We start from the raw sequence: 18,644 nt of genomic DNA, 5'->3' as shown, positions 1-18,644 counted from the left end.
CTTAATCGGAGGGTGATATGGCAATGACTTACCACCTGGACGTCGTCAGCGCAGAGCAACAAATGTTCTCTGGTCTGGTCGAAAAAATCCAGGTAACGGGTAGTGAAGGTGAACTGGGTATTTTCCCGGGTCACGCTCCGCTGCTCACCGCCATTAAGCCTGGTATGATCCGCATCGTTAAACAGTTCGGTCATGAAGAGTTTATCTACCTGTCCGGCGGCATTCTCGAAGTGCAGCCTGGCAGCGTGACCGTACTGGCTGACACCGCGATTCGCGGACAGGATCTCGATGAAGCGAGAGCCCTGGAAGCGAAGCGTAAGGCTGAAGAGCATATCAAGAGCTCTCATGGTGACGTGGATTACGCTCAGGCATCTGCGGAACTGGCCAAAGCGATCGCGAAACTACGCGTTATCGAGTTGACCAAAAAAGCGATGTAACACCGGCTTGAAAACACAAGGCCAGTCTGGTTTCCAGGCTGGCTTTTTTTTCGCTTTGTTTCAGGAAAAATGTAAATAAAAAGCAGTTTTATTATTTCGTGATTTAGATCAAAAAAATATTGATTGGTCAAAAATTGAGGCGTAGACTCTTTTTTGTGATGTATATCACATAATAAACTCAGATAAAAAAGAGATACCAACATGAAATTGATCAACAAAATCATCGCCCTGTTCAGCAATATGAGTTTTTAGTCTTCCCTGCCTGTTCTGTGGCGCGATGCGTAATGCAGTTTATCAGCTAGCGCCATTTGTTAAATTCCCCCCCTCCTGCTCTTTTCTTTCACATTGTATTGTCGTGTTTACCTTTTCTGCTTCCCACTGAATTGCATGCCTAAAATCATACCTTCGCTAATGTCATTCTTTATTTATGCGGCAAAAAAATAGCAAAAACATCCACCTAAGGCTTTAATAAGAGCAGACAGCTGGTTTTGGGGAGACAAAACACGTAGATATAGACGAAAATAGACAGTTATCAGATGGGGAATTTCCCCGATTGAACGTTTTATCTTCGGTCCATTTCACGATGAAAAAAATGTAGTATTTTCAATGTGAAACGGTATAAATTCGTTCTCAAATTACAGTCAGGACGTGTATGTTGAATAATGCTATGAGCGTCGTGATCCTTGCCGCAGGCAAAGGCACGCGTATGTATTCCGATCTCCCTAAAGTGCTGCATACCCTCGCAGGAAAACCGATGGTGCAGCATGTCATTGATGCCGCTAATGAATTAGGCGCGACTCACGTACATCTGGTCTACGGACACGGTGGTGATTTGCTTAAGCAGACGCTGAAAGATGGCAACCTGAACTGGGTACTGCAGGCCGAGCAGTTGGGTACCGGTCATGCAATGCAACAGGCGGCACCATTCTTTAGTGATGACGAAGACATTTTAATGCTCTATGGCGATGTGCCGCTGATCTCCACCGAAACACTACGTCGCCTGCGTGATGCTAAACCGCAGGGTGGAATCGGCTTGTTAACGGTAAACCTGGACGACCCATCGGGTTATGGGCGAATTACGCGTGATAACGGTAAAGTCACAGGCATTGTTGAACATAAGGATGCCACTGACGAGCAGCGTCAAATCCAGGAAATCAACACCGGCATCCTGATTGCCAACGGCGCAGACCTGAAGCGCTGGCTGTCCAAACTGACCAACAACAACGTGCAGGGTGAATACTACATCACCGATATCATTGCGATGGCATATCAGGAAGGGCGCGAAATTGCTGCGGTACATCCGGCACGAATCAGTGAAACGGAAGGGGTGAACAACCGTCTTCAGCTCTCTCGTCTGGAGCGTGTTTATCAGTCCGAGCAGGCAGAAAAACTGCTGTTGGCGGGCGTGATGCTGCGCGATCCGGCACGTTTTGATCTTCGCGGTACGCTTATTCACGGGCGCGATGTCGAAATTGATACTAACGTTATCATTGAAGGTAACGTAACCGTTGGGGATCGCGTCAAGATTGGCGCTGGCTGCATCATCAAAAACAGCGTGATTGGTGATGGTTGTGAGCTAAGTCCGTACAGCGTGGTGGAAGATGCGCATCTGGAAGCAGCATGCACCATCGGTCCTTTCGCGCGTCTGCGCCCGGGTGCAGAGCTGCAGGAAGGCGCACACGTGGGTAACTTCGTCGAAATGAAAAAAGCGCGTCTGGGTAAAGGCTCAAAAGCGGGTCACCTGACCTATCTGGGCGATGCGGAAATTGGCGATAACGTAAACATCGGCGCCGGTACGATCACCTGCAACTACGATGGCGCGAATAAATTTAAAACCATTATTGGCGATGATGTGTTTGTCGGTTCCGATACTCAGCTGGTGGCACCTGTCACCGTGGGTAAAGGCGCCACCATCGCGGCGGGGACGACCGTAACTCGCGATGTTGCCGATAACGAACTGGTATTAAGCCGTGTGCCTCAGGTCCATAAACAAGGCTGGCAGCGCCCGGTGAAGAAAAAGTAATTCAGTTTTTGCCGGATGGCGGCCTGCGTGCGGTGACGTTCTGTAGGCCTGATAAGCGTGAGCGCCATCAGGCAGACCAGAGACGAGGGGATAACATAATCCTCCGCTCAACAAGCAGTACCATAAAAATAACCCCACTCTCTACAAGGCTCGGGGCGCCCGGAAAGGGCAAATACAGGTCAGCGACAACGACAGGCAAATGCCTAAATTCGGAATCAAAAAATATGTGTGGAATTGTTGGCGCTATCGCGCAGCGTGATGTAGCTGAAATCCTTCTCGAAGGTTTACGCCGTCTGGAATATCGTGGTTATGACTCTGCTGGTCTGGCCGTTGTCGATGCTGAAGGCAATATGACTCGCCTGCGTCGTCTGGGTAAAGTGCAGATGCTGACTGCTGCAGCGGAAGAACATCCGCTGCATGGCGGTACCGGTATCGCTCATACCCGTTGGGCGACCCACGGAGAACCTTCAGAAGCGAACGCGCATCCCCATGTTTCTGAACACATTGTCGTGGTGCATAACGGCATCATTGAAAATCATGAACCGCTGCGTGAACTGCTGAAAACGCGTGGTTACACCTTTGTTTCTGAAACCGATACCGAAGTGATTGCTCACCTGGTGCACTGGGAGCTGGAACAGGGTGGTACGCTGCGTGAAGCCGTACTGCGTACTATTCCGCAACTGCGCGGTGCCTACGGGACGGTGATCATGGATACCCGTAGCCCGGAAACGCTGCTGGCGGCTCGTTCTGGTAGCCCGCTGGTGATTGGTCTGGGTATGGGTGAAAACTTTATTGCTTCCGATCAGCTGGCGCTGCTGCCGGTAACCCGTCGCTTTATCTTCCTGGAAGAGGGTGACATCGCGGAAGTGACCCGTCGTTCGGTCTCTATTTTCGACAAGTCTGGCGCGGAAGTGAAACGTCAGGATATCGAATCGAATCTGCAATATGACGCGGGCGAAAAAGGTATTTATCGCCACTACATGCAGAAAGAGATCTACGAACAACCGAATGCGATTAAAAATACACTGACCGGGCGCATTAGCCACGGTGAAGTGGATTTAAGCGAGCTGGGTTCGCGTGCTAATGAGCTGCTGTCTCAGGTTGAGCATATCCAGATTATCGCCTGTGGCACGTCATACAACTCCGGTATGGTGTCCCGCTACTGGTTTGAGTCGCTGGCCGGTATTCCTTGTGATGTCGAAATCGCTTCTGAATTCCGCTATCGCAAATCTGCCGTGCGTCGTAACAGCCTGATGATCACCCTTTCCCAGTCTGGTGAAACGGCGGATACCCTGGCAGGTCTGCGTTTGTCTAAAGAGCTGGGCTATCTGGGCTCGCTGGCTATCTGTAACGTACCGGGGTCCTCTCTGGTGCGTGAATCCGACCTGGCGATGATGACCAATGCCGGTACCGAAATCGGTGTGGCCTCCACGAAAGCCTTTACCACTCAGTTGACCGTTCTGCTGATGCTGGTGGCTAAGCTATCTCGTCTGAAAGGTCTGGATGCGTCTATTGAGCAAGAGATCGTTCATGGTCTGCAGGCGCTGCCGAGCCGTATTGAGCAGATGCTCTCCCAGGACAAACGCATTGCCGCTCTGGCGGAAGGTTTCTCTGATAAGCACCATGCGCTATTCCTGGGCCGTGGCGATCAGTATCCGATTGCGCTGGAAGGCGCGCTGAAGCTGAAAGAGATCTCTTATATTCACGCTGAAGCTTATGCAGCAGGCGAACTGAAGCACGGTCCGCTGGCGCTGATCGATGCCGATATGCCGGTTATCGTGGTCGCACCGAACAACGAACTGCTGGAAAAACTGAAATCCAACATTGAAGAAGTTCGTGCCCGCGGCGGTCAGCTGTACGTCTTTGCCGATCAGGATGCTGGCTTTACCAGTAGCGAAAACATGCACATCATCGAGATGCCGCATGTGGAAGAGGTGATTGCACCGATCTTCTACACCGTTCCGCTGCAGCTGCTGGCGTATCACGTGGCGCTGATTAAAGGTACCGACGTGGACCAGCCGCGTAACCTGGCGAAGTCGGTTACCGTGGAATAAGCCGAACCCCGCTGAACTGAAAATGCCCTGCTTAAAGCGGGGCATTTTTTTAATGCTTGTTCTGTTTTTAATCAATTATCCCGCCTGTTTTATGTGACAAACCGTCATCTTCAGCTACTGTTTTCAGTGTCATAAAAAGAAAATTTTGCCGAAATATGATTGTTACATAATCAATTAACCTTGTGTTTTTATACTGTTTTTAATTGTTCCTGGCGCATTATTTTTCACTGTCATAAAACTGTCATATTTCGTACATTTAACTGTCACCTGTTTGTCCTATTTTGCTCACAGTAGCAACTCAAACAACAATTTACGAAAACCGTGCAGGAGACATTATGAAAGTTATGCGTACCACTGTCGCAACTGTTGTCGCCGCGACCTTATCCATGAGCGCGTTCTCTGCCTTTGCCGCAGCGAGCCTGACAGGTGCAGGTGCAACTTTTCCTGCGCCAGTGTATGCCAAATGGGCAGATACCTATCAGAAAGAGACTGGTAGCAAAGTAAACTACCAGGGTATCGGCTCCTCCGGTGGTGTAAAACAAATCACTGCGAATACCGTTGATTTCGGTGCCTCAGATGCGCCGCTGTCTGACGAAAAACTCAATCAAGAAGGCTTGTTCCAGTTCCCGACCGTGATCGGCGGTGTGGTGCTGGCGGTGAATATCCCTGGCCTGAAATCCGGCGAGCTGGTGCTTGACGGTAAAACGCTGGGCGACATCTACCTGGGTAAAATTAAGAAGTGGGATGATGAAGCCATCACCAAACTGAACCCAGGTCTGAAACTGCCTTCGCAGAACATCGCCGTTGTGCGTCGTGCTGACGGTTCCGGTACTTCCTTCGTCTTCACCAGCTACCTGGCAAAAGTGAACGAAGAGTGGAAATCTAAAATTGGTTCCGGTTCTACCGTTAACTGGCCGACCGGTCTGGGCGGTAAAGGTAACGACGGTATCGCCGCATTCGTCCAACGTCTGCCTGGTTCAATCGGCTACGTTGAGTACGCTTACGCTAAGCAGAACAATCTGGCGTACACCAGGCTGGTCTCTGCTGATGGCAAACCGGTAAGCCCGACCGAAGAGAACTTTGCTAACGCCGCGAAAGGCGCTGACTGGAGCAAAACCTTCGCGCAGGATCTAACCAACCAGAAAGGTGACGATGCGTGGCCAATCACTTCCACCACCTTCATCCTGGTGCATAAAGAGCAGAAGAAACCTGAGCAGGGCGCTGAAGTGCTGAAGTTCTTCGACTGGGCGTACAAAAATGGCGGCAAACAGGCTAATGACCTGGATTATGCCAGCCTGCCGGACAGCGTGGTTGAGCAGGTTCGTGCTGCATGGAAAACCAACGTGAAAGACAGCAGCGGTAAAGCGCTGTACTAATAGAATATCTTTGACGAATTGGCGGATGGCGCTACGCTTATCCGCCCTACGGTTTCTACCGTAGGCCCTGAGTGTAGGCCGGATAAGCGTAGCGCTATCCGGCATGGGCAACTTAGTAAACGCGTTTAACTTAAAGAGTGATTTATGGCTGCAACAAAGCCTGCTTTTAACCCACCGGGTAAAAAGGGTGACATGATATTCAGCGCGCTGGTAAAACTGGCTGCGCTGATTGTGCTATTGATGTTGGGTGGCATCATTGTCTCTCTGGTTATCTCCTCCTGGCCAAGCATTCAGAAATTTGGTTTCTCCTTCCTGTGGACTAAAGAATGGGATGCGCCAAATGATATCTACGGTGCATTAGTCCCGATTTACGGTACGCTGGTCACTTCGCTTATCGCACTGCTGATTGCCGTTCCGGTGAGTTTCGGCATTGCTTTGTTCCTGACTGAACTTGCGCCCGGCTGGCTGCGTCGCCCGCTGGGTATCGCTATTGAGCTGCTGGCGGCAATTCCAAGTATCGTGTACGGCATGTGGGGCCTGTTTATCTTTGCTCCGTTGTTTGCGACTTATTTCCAGGAACCGGTCGGTAACATCCTTTCCAACATTCCGTTTGTTGGCGCGTTGTTTGCTGGTCCGGCGTTTGGTATTGGGATTCTGGCTGCGGGCGTGATCCTCGCTATCATGATTATTCCTTACATTGCGGCGGTTATGCGCGATGTGTTCGAACAAACGCCGGTGCTGATGAAAGAGTCAGCCTACGGCATCGGTTGTACCACCTGGGAAGTTATCTGGCGCATCGTCCTCCCGTTCACCAAAAATGGCGTGATCGGCGGCGTGATGTTGGGTCTGGGTCGCGCACTTGGCGAGACCATGGCGGTGACCTTTATCATCGGTAACACCTATCAGCTCGACAGTGCATCGCTGTATATGCCGGGCAACAGTATTACCTCTGCGTTGGCGAATGAATTTGCCGAAGCGGAATCAGGTCTGCACGTTGCCGCGTTGATGGAGTTGGGCCTGATTCTGTTTGTGATCACCTTCATCGTACTGGCTGCGTCTAAGTTCATGATCATGCGCCTTGCGAAGAACGAGGGGGCACGCTAATGGCTACGCTTGAAATGCAAAACACCACTGCGCTTGCGGAATCCCGCCGTAAAATGCAGGCGCGCCGCCGCCTGAAGAACCGTATCGCCCTGACGCTCTCTATGGCGACCATGGCGTTCGGTCTGTTCTGGCTTATCTGGATCCTGATGTCCACGATTACCCGTGGTATCGACGGTATGTCGCTGGCGCTATTCACCGAAATGACGCCGCCGCCGAATACGGCTGGTGGTGGTCTGGCGAATGCTCTGGCCGGTAGCGGACTGTTGATCCTGTGGGCGACCGTGTTTGGTACCCCGCTGGGTATTATGGCGGGCATCTACCTGGCTGAGTACGGACGTAAGTCCTGGTTGGCTGAGGTCATCCGCTTTATCAATGACATCCTGCTTTCTGCGCCATCAATCGTGGTCGGTCTGTTCGTTTACACCATTGTGGTAGCAAAAATGGAGCACTTCTCCGGCTGGGCGGGCGTTATCGCGCTGGCGCTGCTGCAGGTGCCCATTGTTATTCGTACTACAGAGAACATGCTCAAACTGGTGCCGGACAGCCTGCGTGAAGCTGCCTATGCGCTGGGTACGCCGAAGTGGAAGATGATTTCTGCGATCACCCTGAAGGCATCTGTCTCGGGCATTATTACAGGTGTCCTGCTGGCTATTGCGCGTATTGCCGGTGAAACGGCTCCGCTGCTGTTTACATCGCTCTCGAATCAGTTCTGGAGCACCGACATGATGCAGCCTATCGCCAACCTGCCGGTCACTATCTTTAAGTTTGCGATGAGCCCGTTTGCTGAGTGGCAGCAACTGGCCTGGGCTGGGGTACTGATTATTACCCTGTGCGTACTGCTGCTGAACATTCTGGCGCGCGTCATTTTCGCGAAGAAGAAACACGGTTAATTTTTACGGCGTGGCTGATGCGGCGCCGGATGAGGAATAGATTGAAATGAGTATGGTTGATACTGCCCCGGGTAAGATTCAGGTTCGTGATTTGAACTTCTACTATGGCAAATTCCATGCCCTGAAGAACATCAACCTGGATATTGCTAAAAACCAGGTTACGGCGTTTATCGGGCCGTCAGGCTGTGGTAAATCGACGCTGCTTCGTACGTTCAACAAAATGTTTGAGCTGTACCCGGAACAGCGTGCAGAAGGTGAAATCCTGCTGGATGGCGACAATATTCTCACCAATACCCAGGATATCGCGCTGCTGCGTGCCAAAGTGGGGATGGTATTCCAGAAGCCGACGCCGTTCCCGATGTCCATCTACGACAACATCGCGTTTGGCGTACGTCTGTTTGAGAAACTCTCTCGTGCGGATATGGACGAGCGTGTGCAGTGGGCATTGACTAAGGCCGCATTGTGGAACGAAACCAAAGATAAATTACACCAGAGTGGGTACTCTCTCTCTGGTGGTCAGCAGCAGCGTCTGTGCATTGCGCGTGGCATCGCCATTCGCCCGGAAGTGCTTCTGCTGGATGAGCCATGTTCAGCGCTCGACCCGATCTCTACCGGGCGTATCGAAGAGCTGATCACCGAGCTGAAAGAGGATTACACCGTTGTTATCGTGACCCACAACATGCAGCAGGCGGCACGTTGTTCCGATCACACGGCATTTATGTACCTGGGCGAGTTGATTGAGTTCAGCAACACGGACGATCTGTTCACCAAGCCCGCGAAGAAACAAACTGAAGACTACATCACCGGTCGTTACGGCTGATTCAGGAGCTTGTTGTGGATAACCTTAACCTAAATAAACATATTTCCGGCCAGTTCAACGCCGAACTGGAAAGCATCCGTACCCAGGTGATGACCATGGGCGGCATGGTCGAGCAACAGCTTTCTGATGCGATTACCGCCATGCATAACCAGGACAGCGAGCTGGCGAAGCGCGTCATTGAAGGCGATAAGAACGTCAACATGATGGAAGTGGCGATCGACGAAGCCTGCGTGCGTATTATTGCCAAACGTCAGCCGACCGCCAGCGACCTGCGCCTGGTGATGGCGATTATCAAAACCATCGCTGAGCTGGAGCGTATTGGCGACGTGGCGGACAAAATTTGTCGCACCGCGCTGGAGAAATTCTCGCATCAGCATCAGCCGCTGCTGGTCAGCCTGGAATCACTGGGCCGCCACACTGTGCAGATGCTGCATGACGTGCTGGATGCGTTTGCGCGTATGGATCTGGACGAAGCGGTACGTATTTATCGTGAAGATAAGAAAGTTGACCAGGAATATGAAGGCATCGTGCGTCAGCTGATGACCTATATGATGGAAGACCCGCGTACTATCCCAAGCGTGCTTACCGCGCTGTTTTGCGCCCGTTCCATCGAGCGTATCGGTGACCGTTGCCAGAATATCTGCGAATACATTTTCTACTTCGTGAAGGGACAAGATTTCCGTCATGTAGGTGGTGATGAGCTGGATAAGCTGCTGGCGGGGAAAGATCCGAAAGAGTAATAAACACGTAGAAAACAGGCCGGATGAGCGTCAGCGCCATCCGGCATTTCAGTTAACGCGTAATATCCCATCCGCGCGCTTTCCACAATTCCGGCAACTGGGCCAAATCGGTAAAAGTCGTCACTTTTGGATGATCGATCGGTTTGTTGTGCGGATCGGCGCAGAAATAGAATACTTCCATTCCCGCCGCAATCCCCGCCTGCGCGCCAGCACTGGAATCATCGACCAGAATGCAGTTCTCAACGTTGACGTCCATCGCTGTTGCCGCATGGAACATCAGGTCCGGATCGGGCTTCCAGCGTTGGATATCGTAACCGCTGAACAATAAATCAGGAAAATGGTGCAACATGCCCAGCTTACCCAGCGAATGCTGCATTTTACTGACCGGACCGTTAGAGACTACGCACATGGGCACTGTCATACTGTCCAGTAGCGCATTAGCGCCAGCGATCACCTCCAGTTCCGTATCGAACAGACGTGCGACCTCAGCGCGGTAAACCGGTTCTAAATCAGCTCTTGCCAGTTCGACACCGTGCTCTTCGTTGATAATGTCGATGATCTCGTACAGCTTTACCCCTTTGAAGCGTTTAAAAATTTCTTCAAGATCGAGCGTAATGCCGAACGCCTGGAACATGCTGACATACGCGCGAGAACAAATCACTTCACTGTCGACAAGTGTACCGTCACAGTCAAAAAATACGGCTTCTATCTGGGACATGTCATTTCCATTTTAACAAGTTTAACGTTTTCGTAATGCATTATTGGGCCACGCAATCGTTGCCGTATAAGCAAAATCAATGAAAAAAGTTGCTCATAACCCAACCCTATTGTCGCATTTTGGTATAGGATAGCGACGAATTTTCCCTCCTTGTTCGGAAATTGATAATGAGTCAACAACACACAACCCAGGCTTCTGGCCAGGGGATGCTGGAACGCGTGTTCAAACTGCGCGAACATGGCACGACGGCACGGACCGAAGTGATCGCCGGTTTAACGACCTTCCTGACGATGGTGTATATCGTTTTTGTTAACCCGCAAATTCTTGGCGTAGCTGGCATGGATACCAGCGCCGTCTTTGTTACCACCTGTCTTATTGCTGCTTTTGGTAGCATCCTGATGGGCCTGTTTGCCAACCTGCCGGTCGCACTTGCGCCTGCTATGGGCCTGAACGCATTCTTTGCTTTCGTGGTCGTCGGCGCGATGGGCCTCTCCTGGCAGATTGGTATGGGCGCTATCTTCTGGGGCGCGGTAGGTTTGCTGCTGCTGACAATTTTCCGCGTACGTTATTGGATGATTGCAAATATCCCGGTTAGCCTGCGCGTGGGGATCACCAGCGGTATTGGTCTGTTCATCGGCATGATGGGGCTGAAAAACGCTGGAGTTATCGTGGCGAACAAAGACACGCTGGTGTCCATCGGCAACCTGACGTCTCACAGCGTGCTGCTCGGTATTCTGGGCTTCTTTATCATCGCGATTCTGGCGTCACGCAACATTCATGCGGCGGTGCTGATCTCCATCATTGTGACCACGTTACTGGGCTGGATGCTGGGCGATGTGCATTACAACGGTATCGTCTCTGCGCCACCGAGCGTGATGTCCGTTATTGGCCATGTCGATCTGGCCGGTTCGTTTAATATTGGCCTGGCGGGGGTGATTTTCTCATTCATGCTGGTCAACCTGTTCGACTCTTCCGGTACGCTGATTGGCGTTACGGATAAAGCCGGTCTGGCGGATGCGAAGGGCAAGTTCCCGCGTATGAAGCAGGCGTTGTATGTAGATAGCGTGTCATCTGTTACCGGCGCGTTTATCGGTACTTCTTCCGTTACCGCGTATATTGAATCTTCTTCCGGGGTTTCTGTCGGCGGACGTACCGGTCTGACAGCCGTGGTCGTTGGCCTGCTGTTCCTGCTGGTTATCTTCCTGTCGCCGCTGGCGGGAATGGTGCCGGGCTATGCCGCGGCCGGTGCGCTGATTTACGTCGGTGTGCTGATGACATCAAGCCTGTCGCGCGTGAAGTGGGATGACCTGACAGAAGCGGTTCCTGCGTTTATTACCGCCGTGATGATGCCGTTTAGCTTCTCGATTACCGAAGGTATCGCGCTGGGCTTTATTTCCTACTGCGTGATGAAAATCGGGACCGGACGTTTGCGCGATCTCAGCCCGTGCGTCATCGTTGTCGCGCTGCTGTTTGTACTGAAGATTGTGTTTATCGACGCGCACTGATCGCTGTTTATTTGGTTTTAGAAAGACAAGCCCGGCAAATCGCCGGGCTTTTTCGTTTACGCTTTCACGCGCTGAATGTAGTCGCCAAATGCGGTCAGTTGACCGGTCAGATGGTCCAGCGTGCTTTGGTCGATTACTTCACCCGTCTGCGGGTCCACCTTGTTCTGAATGACCCCGCCCATAAATTCCGGCTTGTTCATCACCATGGCGTCGAGGAATACCAGGATCTGACGAAGATGGTACTGACAGCGCGCGCCGCCAATAGCGCCCATAGAGCTGGTCTGAATCAGCACCGGCTTGCCAGATAATGGCTGATCGGGCAGGCGGGACAGCCAGTCGATGGCGTTTTTCAGTCCGCCAGGAACAGAATAGTTATATTCCGGTGTCACAATAACAACACCATCAGCTTTCCTTATTTGCTCTGCCAGCGCTTCTACGCTGGCCGGGAAGCCTTCTTCCTGCTGGAGGTCGGCATCGTACAGCGGGATATCACCAATCGACGGTAACGCGCTCACTTCCATTCCTGCGGGCGCAATTTTAGGCAGCGTGCGGGCAACCATGCCGTTAAACGAACCTTTGCGCAGACTTCCCAGTAACGTAACAACATTCAATGTTTCAGACATGGTGACTCCTGTTTCATCATGAAGGTTAAATCAGTTAAGCGTATGGCTTTTCGCTGCGCATAATTGAGAGAACCGGATCAGACGACCCGTTGGCTCATTGGCGCGAGTCTGGATATCAGGCAAACTTTTCCAGTCCTGTTTACCATCAAACTCCCAAACCTTGAGTTTTTCAATGGTTGGCGTAACCGCAACCGACCACACCAGCACATCTTCCGCATCGCAAATGGCTTCCACCTGCGCAACATGGGCACATTTCAGACGTCCTGCGCCGGGTAAGAGCTGCAGTTCGCGCGGATCGTCATTACACACATCGCCGGTGAGTTTGAGAACGCTCTGGCGCAACGTAATGAGCTGCGCACGCGCTTCGTTTGGGTCGTTTTGGTTATTGATCCACAGGTTTTCGTTACTGGAGAAGCGCCAGGTTTGTGTTGAATTCGGATTGTGAAAACCCCGTGTCGCTCGCTGAAGCTCCATATCCAGGCCGCAAACACCTTCTGTTGTCAGCGCAACGCCAACGATATTTCCAGCATAAGAAATCGAAAATCCCGGCAGGTTTTTATCGCGAAAAACGGGCTTACCTTTCGCCTCAGTAACAATCTCAGGCAACGTGCTGGTGCCGTAAAGCATGAACATCAGCTCTGCGAGAAGGCTTCGGGAGGCCAGGAAACGCGTTCGGCGGTGAGCGGGTAGATTTCTTGCTTCAATGTGACATGGAGTAGGGAGACGAACTGAAACCAGGTGTCCCTCCGTAAGAATCCCTCTGGCAAAATGTGTCGCCATTTTTCGCTCCGTGATTAATGGTCCGTTATTATTACCAGAGTAACATTTACACGGCGTTCAGGCAGGTTTTACGGGCTAAAAAATAAACGGAAATGGAATACATTACGCGACATTTACATTTCTGTTGCCAGAATGGTCATTTAAGCAACACTCCGGCGGCGGATCGTCAGGACATATCGCGATACAACGCCTTGATCGTGTCTTTCAGCCAGACGATCTTCGGATTATGGCTGTTACGTTTATGCCAAAGGAGAGTGAACGGTACGCGCATTTTCTCTAACTGTGCAGCATCAAATGGCATAGGACGCGCCACTAGTGGAAGCTGGTGGAGTTGGTTATAACGCTGACAATAGACCGGCGCGGTGGCTATCAGCGCATGATCCGGCTGGGCGGCCATAAACAGCGACTGCTCAAAACCTGGCAGGCATAACGCGATATTGCGTGTGCGCCCCATCTCCTGAAGCACATCGTCCAGCGCCCAGGTATCGCTTTGCTCCCAGCTAATACTGATGTGGGGATAGCGCAGAAATGTGTCCAGACTCCACTCTTCCTGCAATGCCGGATGATCTTCACGTAGCCAGACGCAAGGGAGATCGGAAAACAACACTTCATGGTCGATCGACAACGGCAGTAGGCTCAGCAGTTCTCGCGAACGCGGATGGCTTTCGCGACCGGTGAAGCCGATATCCACCTCGCCGCGAATAATAGCATCCAGCGAATCATAGTCCCAGTTGCGTATTTTGATTGTCGCCTGGGGATAACGCTGATAGATCTGCCGGGAGAGGGCGTTGAACATGATCATTACCAGCGGCGTTTCGGCCACCAGATCAAACTTCAACCCGCGCGGAGCCTCATGGTGCGGCTTATCCAGCAATTGATTGCTCATCTGCATCCACTCTGCCAGATTCTGCTCCATGCTGACCATTAACGGCGTCGGCGTAAGTCCCAGCGGGGTGTTTACAAACAACGGGTCGTCAAACCAGGTCCGCAGTTTCGACAGCGACTTACTGACCGCCGACGGTGTGACGTTCATCCGTTTGGCGGTCTTGGTAACGCTGCGTTCCTGCATCAATAACTGCAGGCACAGCAACAAATTAAGATCGAGACTGCTGAGGGATTTCTTCATGAGTTGGCGCGGACCGGTTGGGGGCAACAGTGATAATCAGCATGATACTCACTATGCTACAGCCAATCAGAATCCCGATCAGCATATTCAGCGCATCAAGGCCGAGGACCGCTGCCAGCCAAATCCATAACGATGAGCCACAAACCTGCGCAATACCTAACGCCGAGCTGGCAACCCCTGCCCGCAGCGAGAACGGCCCCAGCGCCTGACTCATGGCGACACCAAAACCAACCGAGAACCCGGCGCAGATTAAGGTCAGCCCAAACAGCGTCACCGTATGCGAGCTGGCGAGAGTTAACACCACGCCTGCAGACAGAAACAGTACCTGAGAGGTCAGCATCAGAACGCGAGGCTTGAAAACGCTGAGGGCGAACGGCGTCGAGAAAGAGACCGCCATACTGATACCTGCGGTCATGGCCATCGTCGTGGCATACTCACCACGGTCGAAGCCCATCACTTCCATTAGCAACACCGGAGAGGTATTCACGAAGGTCAGAATCACCGACACGCTGAGGGTGGTAATGGCCAGGCGGCTTAAGAAAAAACGGTTCACCAGCGATTCGGTCGTGTGGTTCTTTTCCGTCGTCGCCATTAGCGTTGCTGGGCGCGATTCTCGCAGGATAAATACCGACAGCAGGCATACGACCACACCCATACCGATCATCGTGTAGAACAGGCTTTGCCACGGGTATTTGAGCATAATCAGATGCCCCATCACCGGAGCCAGCACCGGTACGATACAGGTGATTCCGTTCAACAGCGACAGCACTTTTGCCCGGCGGCGATCGTCGAGCGTATCGCGCAGAATAGCGAAGGCCACCACATAGCAGCAGCCTGCGCCCACGCCCTGAATAAAACGGCCTACCAGGAATGGCGTCCCGCTCTCGGCAAATGAACACAGCGCAGAGGCGAAAATAAAGATGAGGGCGCCGACTATGGCGACCGGTTTACGTCCTGACTGGTCGGCGACTTTTCCGGCGAAAAGCATCGCCGTCGCCATTCCCGCCAGATAAACCGAAAACGCGATATGCAGTTGCGCCTCGCTGGCCTGTAGATCGGCCGCAATGCGAGGCAGTCCCACCAGATACATATCAATACCGGCGGGATAAAGTAGAACCAGGGCAAAACTACAGATTAGAAAGCGTGTCATAGCGACCTCATAAGGAATGTGGCGCTAAGGATACGGGCAGAGAGTCAACTGCACGAGTTGCCATTTGGACAACAGTATTTTCCTCATGGGAAATTATTGTTGCAGGACGGGAGTGTAAACACCTTCTCCAGACGACGGGGCCTGTAGGCCCGGTAGGCATCGCGCCACCGGGCAACACACGTTACTTACCAATACAGAAGCTGGAGAAAATCCGTCCCAGCAGATCGTCGGAGGTAAATTCACCGGTAATCTCACTGAGGTTTTGCTGAGCCAGACGTAGCTCCTCTGCCAGCAATTCCCCGGCCCATGCTCCGAGCAGTTGGGCTTTGCCCTGCTCGAGATGCTCCGCCGCTTCTGCCAGCGCCTGCAGGTGACGACGACGCGCCAGGAAGCCGCCTTCCATATTGGTTTCAAAGCCCATGCTCTGCTTGAGATGGTTGCGCAGCACGTCAACGCCTTCACCGGTACGTGCGGAGAGGCGCACCAGTGAGTGACTATTTACTTCACTCAGGCCCAGCGTTTCACCGGTAATATCCGCTTTGTTACGCACCACGGTAATAGGCAGTTTGGCGGGCAGACGGGCAATAAAGTCGGGCCAGATGTCAGCCGGGTCCACGGCGTCGGTGGTGGTGCCATCAACCATAAACAGTACGCGATCGGCCTGTTCGATTTCCTGCCATGCGCGTTCGATCCCAATGCGTTCCACTTCATCGCTGGCATCGCGCAGACCGGCGGTGTCGATAATGTGCAGCGGCATGCCGTCGATATGGATATGCTCACGCAGTACGTCGCGGGTGGTGCCGGCGATGTCGGTGACAATGGCGGCTTCGCGGCCTGCCAGCGCGTTTAGCAGGCTTGATTTCCCGGCGTTCGGGCGACCAGCAATCACCACCTTCATCCCTTCGCGCAGCAGGCTGCCCTGACGCGCTTCGGCACGTACGGCATCAAGATCGCTGATAACGCTATTGAGCTGCGCTTCAATCTTGCCGTCAGACAGGAAGTCGATTTCTTCATCCGGGAAATCAATCGCCGCTTCCACGTAGATGCGCAGGTGAGTGAGCGCTTCCACAAGATGATTTACCCGTGCGGAAAAAGCGCCCTGCAACGAGTTCAGCGCCGAGCGAGCTGCTTGCTCCGAGCTGGCATCGATCAGGTCGGCAATCGCCTCGGCCTGGGCTAAATCGAGCTTATCATTGAGAAATGCGCGCTCGGAGAATTCACCGGGTCTGGCAATGCGCAGCCCGGGAATGGTCAGAATACGTTTGAGCAGCAGATCGAGAATCACCGGACCGCCGTGACCCTGCAGCTCTAAAACGTCTTCACCGGTAAAGGAGTTTGGGCCGGGAAACCACAGGGCAATGCCTTGATCCAGCGCGCTGCCATCCGTGTCTTTAAACGGCAGATAATCGGCATAACGCGGTTTTGGCAGTTTGCCCAGCACGGTTTCTGCGACCTCGCGCGCTTTCAGGCCGGAGATACGCAGGATACCCACGCCACCACGTCCCGGAGGGGTGGCCTGAGCGACGATGGTGTCGTTATGGCTCATGATATGTCTCTTTGTGATGCAATAAAAAAGGCGGTCTAATGACCGCCCTTTACGTTATGTTCCGTTTGCCGGATGGCGGTTTCGCCTAATCCGGCCTACACCGAATCAGGAGTTTTTCTTCTCGCGGCTATGCAGCCCACGCTTCTCCAGACCACGGTAAATCAGCTGCTGCTGAATAATGGTTACCAGGTTGCTGACGATATAGTACAGCACCAGACCTGACGGGAACCACAGGAAGAACACGGTGAAGATGACCGGCATAAAGGTCATGATCTTCTGCTGCATCGGGTCGGTCACGGTGGTCGGAGACATCTTCTGAATGAAGAACATCGTCACGCCCATCAGGATCGGCAGAATGTAGTACGGGTCCTGTGCAGACAGGTCATGGATCCACAGCGCGAACGGCGCATGACGCAGTTCAATGGAGCCCATCAGCATGTAGTACAACGCCAGGAAGATTGGCATCTGGATGATCAGCGGGAAGCAGCCGCCCAGCGGGTTAACCTTCTCAGCTTTGTACAGGGCCATCATTTCCTGGCTCTGACGCTGTTTGTCATCGCCCAGACGCTCACGCATAGCCTGAATCTTCGGCTGCAGCATACGCATCTTCGCCATGGAGGTGTACTGCGCTTTGGTCAGCGGGTACATGATGCCACGAACGATAAAGGTGATAACGATGATGGAGAAGCCCCAGTTACCCAGGAAGCTATGGATCCACTTCAGCAGTTTAAACAGCGGCTGAGAGATGAACCACAACCAGCCGTAATCCACGGTCAGATCCAGGTGCGGTGCAACGGCCGCCATTTTGTCCTGAATTTCCGGGCCGACCCACAGGGTGCTGGTCATCGCGCCAGTCTGGCCTGGCTGTACCAGTACCGGCTGAGATTTATAGCCGATAGCGGCAATGCCGTTACCCAGGTTAGCGGTGTAGAAGTTGTTGGTGCCGTCGTTACGCGGAACCCATGCCGTTGCGAAATACTGTTGCAGCATTGCGACCCAACCGTCTTTAGCGTTGACGTTCAGGTTTTCGTTTTCAGCAATGGTGTCGAATTTGTATTTCTCATACTTCTCATCCGGCGTGGAGTACGCCGCGCCACGGAAGGTGTGCAGCGCAAAGTTGCTGCTACCGGTGTCGCGATGAGATGGCAGATTGATGGATTGCTTCAGCTGACCAAAGGTGGAGATTTCCAGCGGTTTCTCGCCGGCGTTCTGCACGCTGTAGTTAACGTTGACAGCATATTCACCACGCTTGAGGACAAACGTTTTAGTGAACGTGTTACCCGCTGCGTCAGTATAGGTCATCGGGATCTGCAGTTCGTTCTGACCGTCTGCCAGTACAAATGCGTCTTTTTCGACGTTGTACAGCGGACGTGGGCCGTTAGCCGGGTTATCCGGGCCGTCACGACCTGTCAGGCCACTCTGTGCCTGGTAGATGAACTGTGGCGTGGTTTCCAGTAACTGGAACGGTTCGGTAGAACCAAGTTCTTTCGGGTAAGCTGGCAGCGAAGCCTGTTCCACATCACCACCACGGGTGTTGATGGTCAGATCAAGCACGTCAGTTTTAACCGTAATCAGTTTCCCCTGGCCACTGGCCGGTACGCCCTGGTCTGCGGCGCTACCCGCTGCGGTGGTCGTTGTCTGCGTGGTCTGTTGGGCCTGAGGTTGCGGGTTTTTATCCTGCTCCCAGGCTTGCCAGATCATGAAAGACACGAACAGCAAAGCGATGACTAAAAGATTGCGTTGCGAATCCAT

16 protein-coding genes are annotated in these 18,644 nt (G+C 52.8%); 9 read left to right on the top strand and 7 right to left on the bottom strand.

Going from position 1 to position 18,644, the window contains the following annotated elements; translation table 11 throughout:
* Window positions 1-17: 17 nt before the first annotated feature.
* From OGV69_RS06685 to phoU, 8 genes are all read left to right on the top strand, one after another.
* Entirely contained in the window at window positions 18-437 is a 420-nt protein-coding gene (locus tag OGV69_RS06685; RefSeq protein ID WP_003023809.1) for a F0F1 ATP synthase subunit epsilon, read from the top strand.
* Between the two features lie 652 nt (window positions 438-1,089).
* Window positions 1,090-2,460, top strand: a complete 1,371-nt coding sequence (gene glmU, locus OGV69_RS06680; protein ID WP_038635769.1) for a bifunctional UDP-N-acetylglucosamine diphosphorylase/glucosamine-1-phosphate N-acetyltransferase GlmU — start codon at window positions 1,090-1,092, stop codon at window positions 2,458-2,460.
* 224 nt (window positions 2,461-2,684) lie between these two features.
* Window positions 2,685-4,514 (top strand): glutamine--fructose-6-phosphate transaminase (isomerizing), encoded by a 1,830-nt coding sequence (gene glmS, locus OGV69_RS06675; RefSeq protein WP_038635767.1) that lies wholly within the window; start codon window positions 2,685-2,687, stop codon window positions 4,512-4,514.
* A 335-nt stretch (window positions 4,515-4,849) separates the two neighbouring features.
* Window positions 4,850-5,890, top strand: coding sequence for a phosphate ABC transporter substrate-binding protein PstS (pstS, locus tag OGV69_RS06670; RefSeq protein ID WP_038635764.1), 1,041 nt, complete (start codon window positions 4,850-4,852; stop codon window positions 5,888-5,890).
* Window positions 5,891-6,034: 144 nt separating this feature from the next.
* A complete protein-coding gene (gene pstC, locus OGV69_RS06665; protein ID WP_038635761.1) occupies window positions 6,035-6,994 on the top strand; it encodes a phosphate ABC transporter permease PstC in 960 nt (319 codons plus the stop codon).
* Window positions 6,994-7,884: a phosphate ABC transporter permease PstA gene (gene pstA / locus OGV69_RS06660; RefSeq protein WP_003827037.1), complete on the top strand. Its 891-nt coding sequence runs from the start codon at window positions 6,994-6,996 to the stop codon at window positions 7,882-7,884. Before pstC ends, pstA begins: the two co-directional genes overlap by 1 nt.
* Before the next feature lie 46 nt (window positions 7,885-7,930).
* The gene (gene pstB, locus OGV69_RS06655) at window positions 7,931-8,704 is read left to right on the top strand and encodes a phosphate ABC transporter ATP-binding protein PstB (protein ID WP_003023821.1); all 774 of its coding nucleotides are present in this window, start codon (window positions 7,931-7,933) and stop codon (window positions 8,702-8,704) included.
* Window positions 8,705-8,718: 14 nt separating this feature from the next.
* On the top strand, window positions 8,719-9,444 hold the full coding sequence (gene phoU / locus OGV69_RS06650) for a phosphate signaling complex protein PhoU (RefSeq protein ID WP_038635754.1): 726 nt from the start codon (window positions 8,719-8,721) through the stop codon (window positions 9,442-9,444).
* Between the two features lie 52 nt (window positions 9,445-9,496).
* Here the strand turns inward: phoU and yieH are convergent, their stop codons facing one another.
* Entirely contained in the window at window positions 9,497-10,162 is a 666-nt protein-coding gene (yieH, locus tag OGV69_RS06645; RefSeq protein ID WP_069323647.1) for a 6-phosphogluconate phosphatase, read from the bottom strand.
* Between the two features lie 167 nt (window positions 10,163-10,329).
* Between yieH and adeP the strand changes: the two genes are divergently transcribed.
* Window positions 10,330-11,667 (top strand): adenine permease AdeP, encoded by a 1,338-nt coding sequence (gene adeP / locus OGV69_RS06640; protein ID WP_006687753.1) that lies wholly within the window; start codon window positions 10,330-10,332, stop codon window positions 11,665-11,667.
* 56 nt (window positions 11,668-11,723) lie between these two features.
* Here adeP and OGV69_RS06635 read toward each other — a convergent pair whose 3' ends face one another.
* The 6 genes from OGV69_RS06635 to yidC form a co-directional block, all read right to left on the bottom strand.
* Window positions 11,724-12,290, bottom strand: coding sequence for an NADPH-dependent FMN reductase (locus OGV69_RS06635; protein WP_003023832.1), 567 nt, complete (start codon window positions 12,288-12,290; stop codon window positions 11,724-11,726).
* A gap of 30 nt (window positions 12,291-12,320) precedes the next feature.
* Window positions 12,321-13,070 (bottom strand): 4'-phosphopantetheinyl transferase family protein, encoded by a 750-nt coding sequence (locus tag OGV69_RS06630; protein WP_069323648.1) that lies wholly within the window; start codon window positions 13,068-13,070, stop codon window positions 12,321-12,323.
* Window positions 13,071-13,236: 166 nt separating this feature from the next.
* Window positions 13,237-14,196 carry an HTH-type transcriptional regulator YidZ gene (gene yidZ / locus OGV69_RS06625; RefSeq protein WP_038635741.1) on the bottom strand — a complete coding sequence of 320 codons (960 nt, stop codon included), beginning with the start codon at window positions 14,194-14,196 and terminating at the stop codon, window positions 13,237-13,239.
* Complete coding sequence (locus tag OGV69_RS06620; protein WP_069323649.1) at window positions 14,165-15,346, bottom strand: MFS transporter; 1,182 nt, start codon at window positions 15,344-15,346, stop codon at window positions 14,165-14,167. The genes yidZ and OGV69_RS06620 overlap by 32 nt, the downstream gene beginning before the upstream one ends.
* Window positions 15,347-15,527: 181 nt before the next feature.
* Entirely contained in the window at window positions 15,528-16,892 is a 1,365-nt protein-coding gene (gene mnmE / locus OGV69_RS06615; RefSeq protein ID WP_069323650.1) for a tRNA uridine-5-carboxymethylaminomethyl(34) synthesis GTPase MnmE, read from the bottom strand.
* A 105-nt stretch (window positions 16,893-16,997) separates the two neighbouring features.
* Entirely contained in the window at window positions 16,998-18,644 is a 1,647-nt protein-coding gene (yidC, locus tag OGV69_RS06610; RefSeq protein ID WP_006687746.1) for a membrane protein insertase YidC, read from the bottom strand.

Origin of the sequence: Citrobacter sp. Cc139, from assembly GCF_030334645.1 — a bacterium.
In the GTDB taxonomy this organism is placed as follows: Bacteria; Pseudomonadota; Gammaproteobacteria; order Enterobacterales; family Enterobacteriaceae; genus Citrobacter; species Citrobacter werkmanii.
Note: the sequence above shows the minus strand (reverse complement) of the source record. Positions and strands in the feature narration are given on the sequence as shown.

What these genes read in the sequence shown, in the direction of transcription:
- OGV69_RS06685 (WP_003023809.1), top strand. Translation starts at nt 18, where the DNA reads ATGGCAATGACTTACCACCTGGACGTCGTCAGCGCAGAGCAACAAATG.
- glmU (WP_038635769.1), top strand. Translation starts at nt 1,090, where the DNA reads ATGTTGAATAATGCTATGAGCGTCGTGATCCTTGCCGCAGGCAAAGGC.
- glmS (WP_038635767.1), top strand. Translation starts at nt 2,685, where the DNA reads ATGTGTGGAATTGTTGGCGCTATCGCGCAGCGTGATGTAGCTGAAATC.
- pstS (WP_038635764.1), top strand. Translation starts at nt 4,850, where the DNA reads ATGAAAGTTATGCGTACCACTGTCGCAACTGTTGTCGCCGCGACCTTA.
- pstC (WP_038635761.1), top strand. Translation starts at nt 6,035, where the DNA reads ATGGCTGCAACAAAGCCTGCTTTTAACCCACCGGGTAAAAAGGGTGAC.
- pstA (WP_003827037.1), top strand. Translation starts at nt 6,994, where the DNA reads ATGGCTACGCTTGAAATGCAAAACACCACTGCGCTTGCGGAATCCCGC.
- pstB (WP_003023821.1), top strand. Translation starts at nt 7,931, where the DNA reads ATGAGTATGGTTGATACTGCCCCGGGTAAGATTCAGGTTCGTGATTTG.
- yieH (WP_069323647.1), bottom strand. Translation starts at nt 10,162, where the DNA reads ATGTCCCAGATAGAAGCCGTATTTTTTGACTGTGACGGTACACTTGTC.
- adeP (WP_006687753.1), top strand. Translation starts at nt 10,330, where the DNA reads ATGAGTCAACAACACACAACCCAGGCTTCTGGCCAGGGGATGCTGGAA.
- OGV69_RS06635 (WP_003023832.1), bottom strand. Translation starts at nt 12,290, where the DNA reads ATGTCTGAAACATTGAATGTTGTTACGTTACTGGGAAGTCTGCGCAAA.
- OGV69_RS06630 (WP_069323648.1), bottom strand. Translation starts at nt 13,070, where the DNA reads ATGGCGACACATTTTGCCAGAGGGATTCTTACGGAGGGACACCTGGTT.
- yidZ (WP_038635741.1), bottom strand. Translation starts at nt 14,196, where the DNA reads ATGAAGAAATCCCTCAGCAGTCTCGATCTTAATTTGTTGCTGTGCCTG.
- OGV69_RS06620 (WP_069323649.1), bottom strand. Translation starts at nt 15,346, where the DNA reads ATGACACGCTTTCTAATCTGTAGTTTTGCCCTGGTTCTACTTTATCCC.
- mnmE (WP_069323650.1), bottom strand. Translation starts at nt 16,892, where the DNA reads ATGAGCCATAACGACACCATCGTCGCTCAGGCCACCCCTCCGGGACGT.
- yidC (WP_006687746.1), bottom strand. Translation starts at nt 18,644, where the DNA reads ATGGATTCGCAACGCAATCTTTTAGTCATCGCTTTGCTGTTCGTGTCT.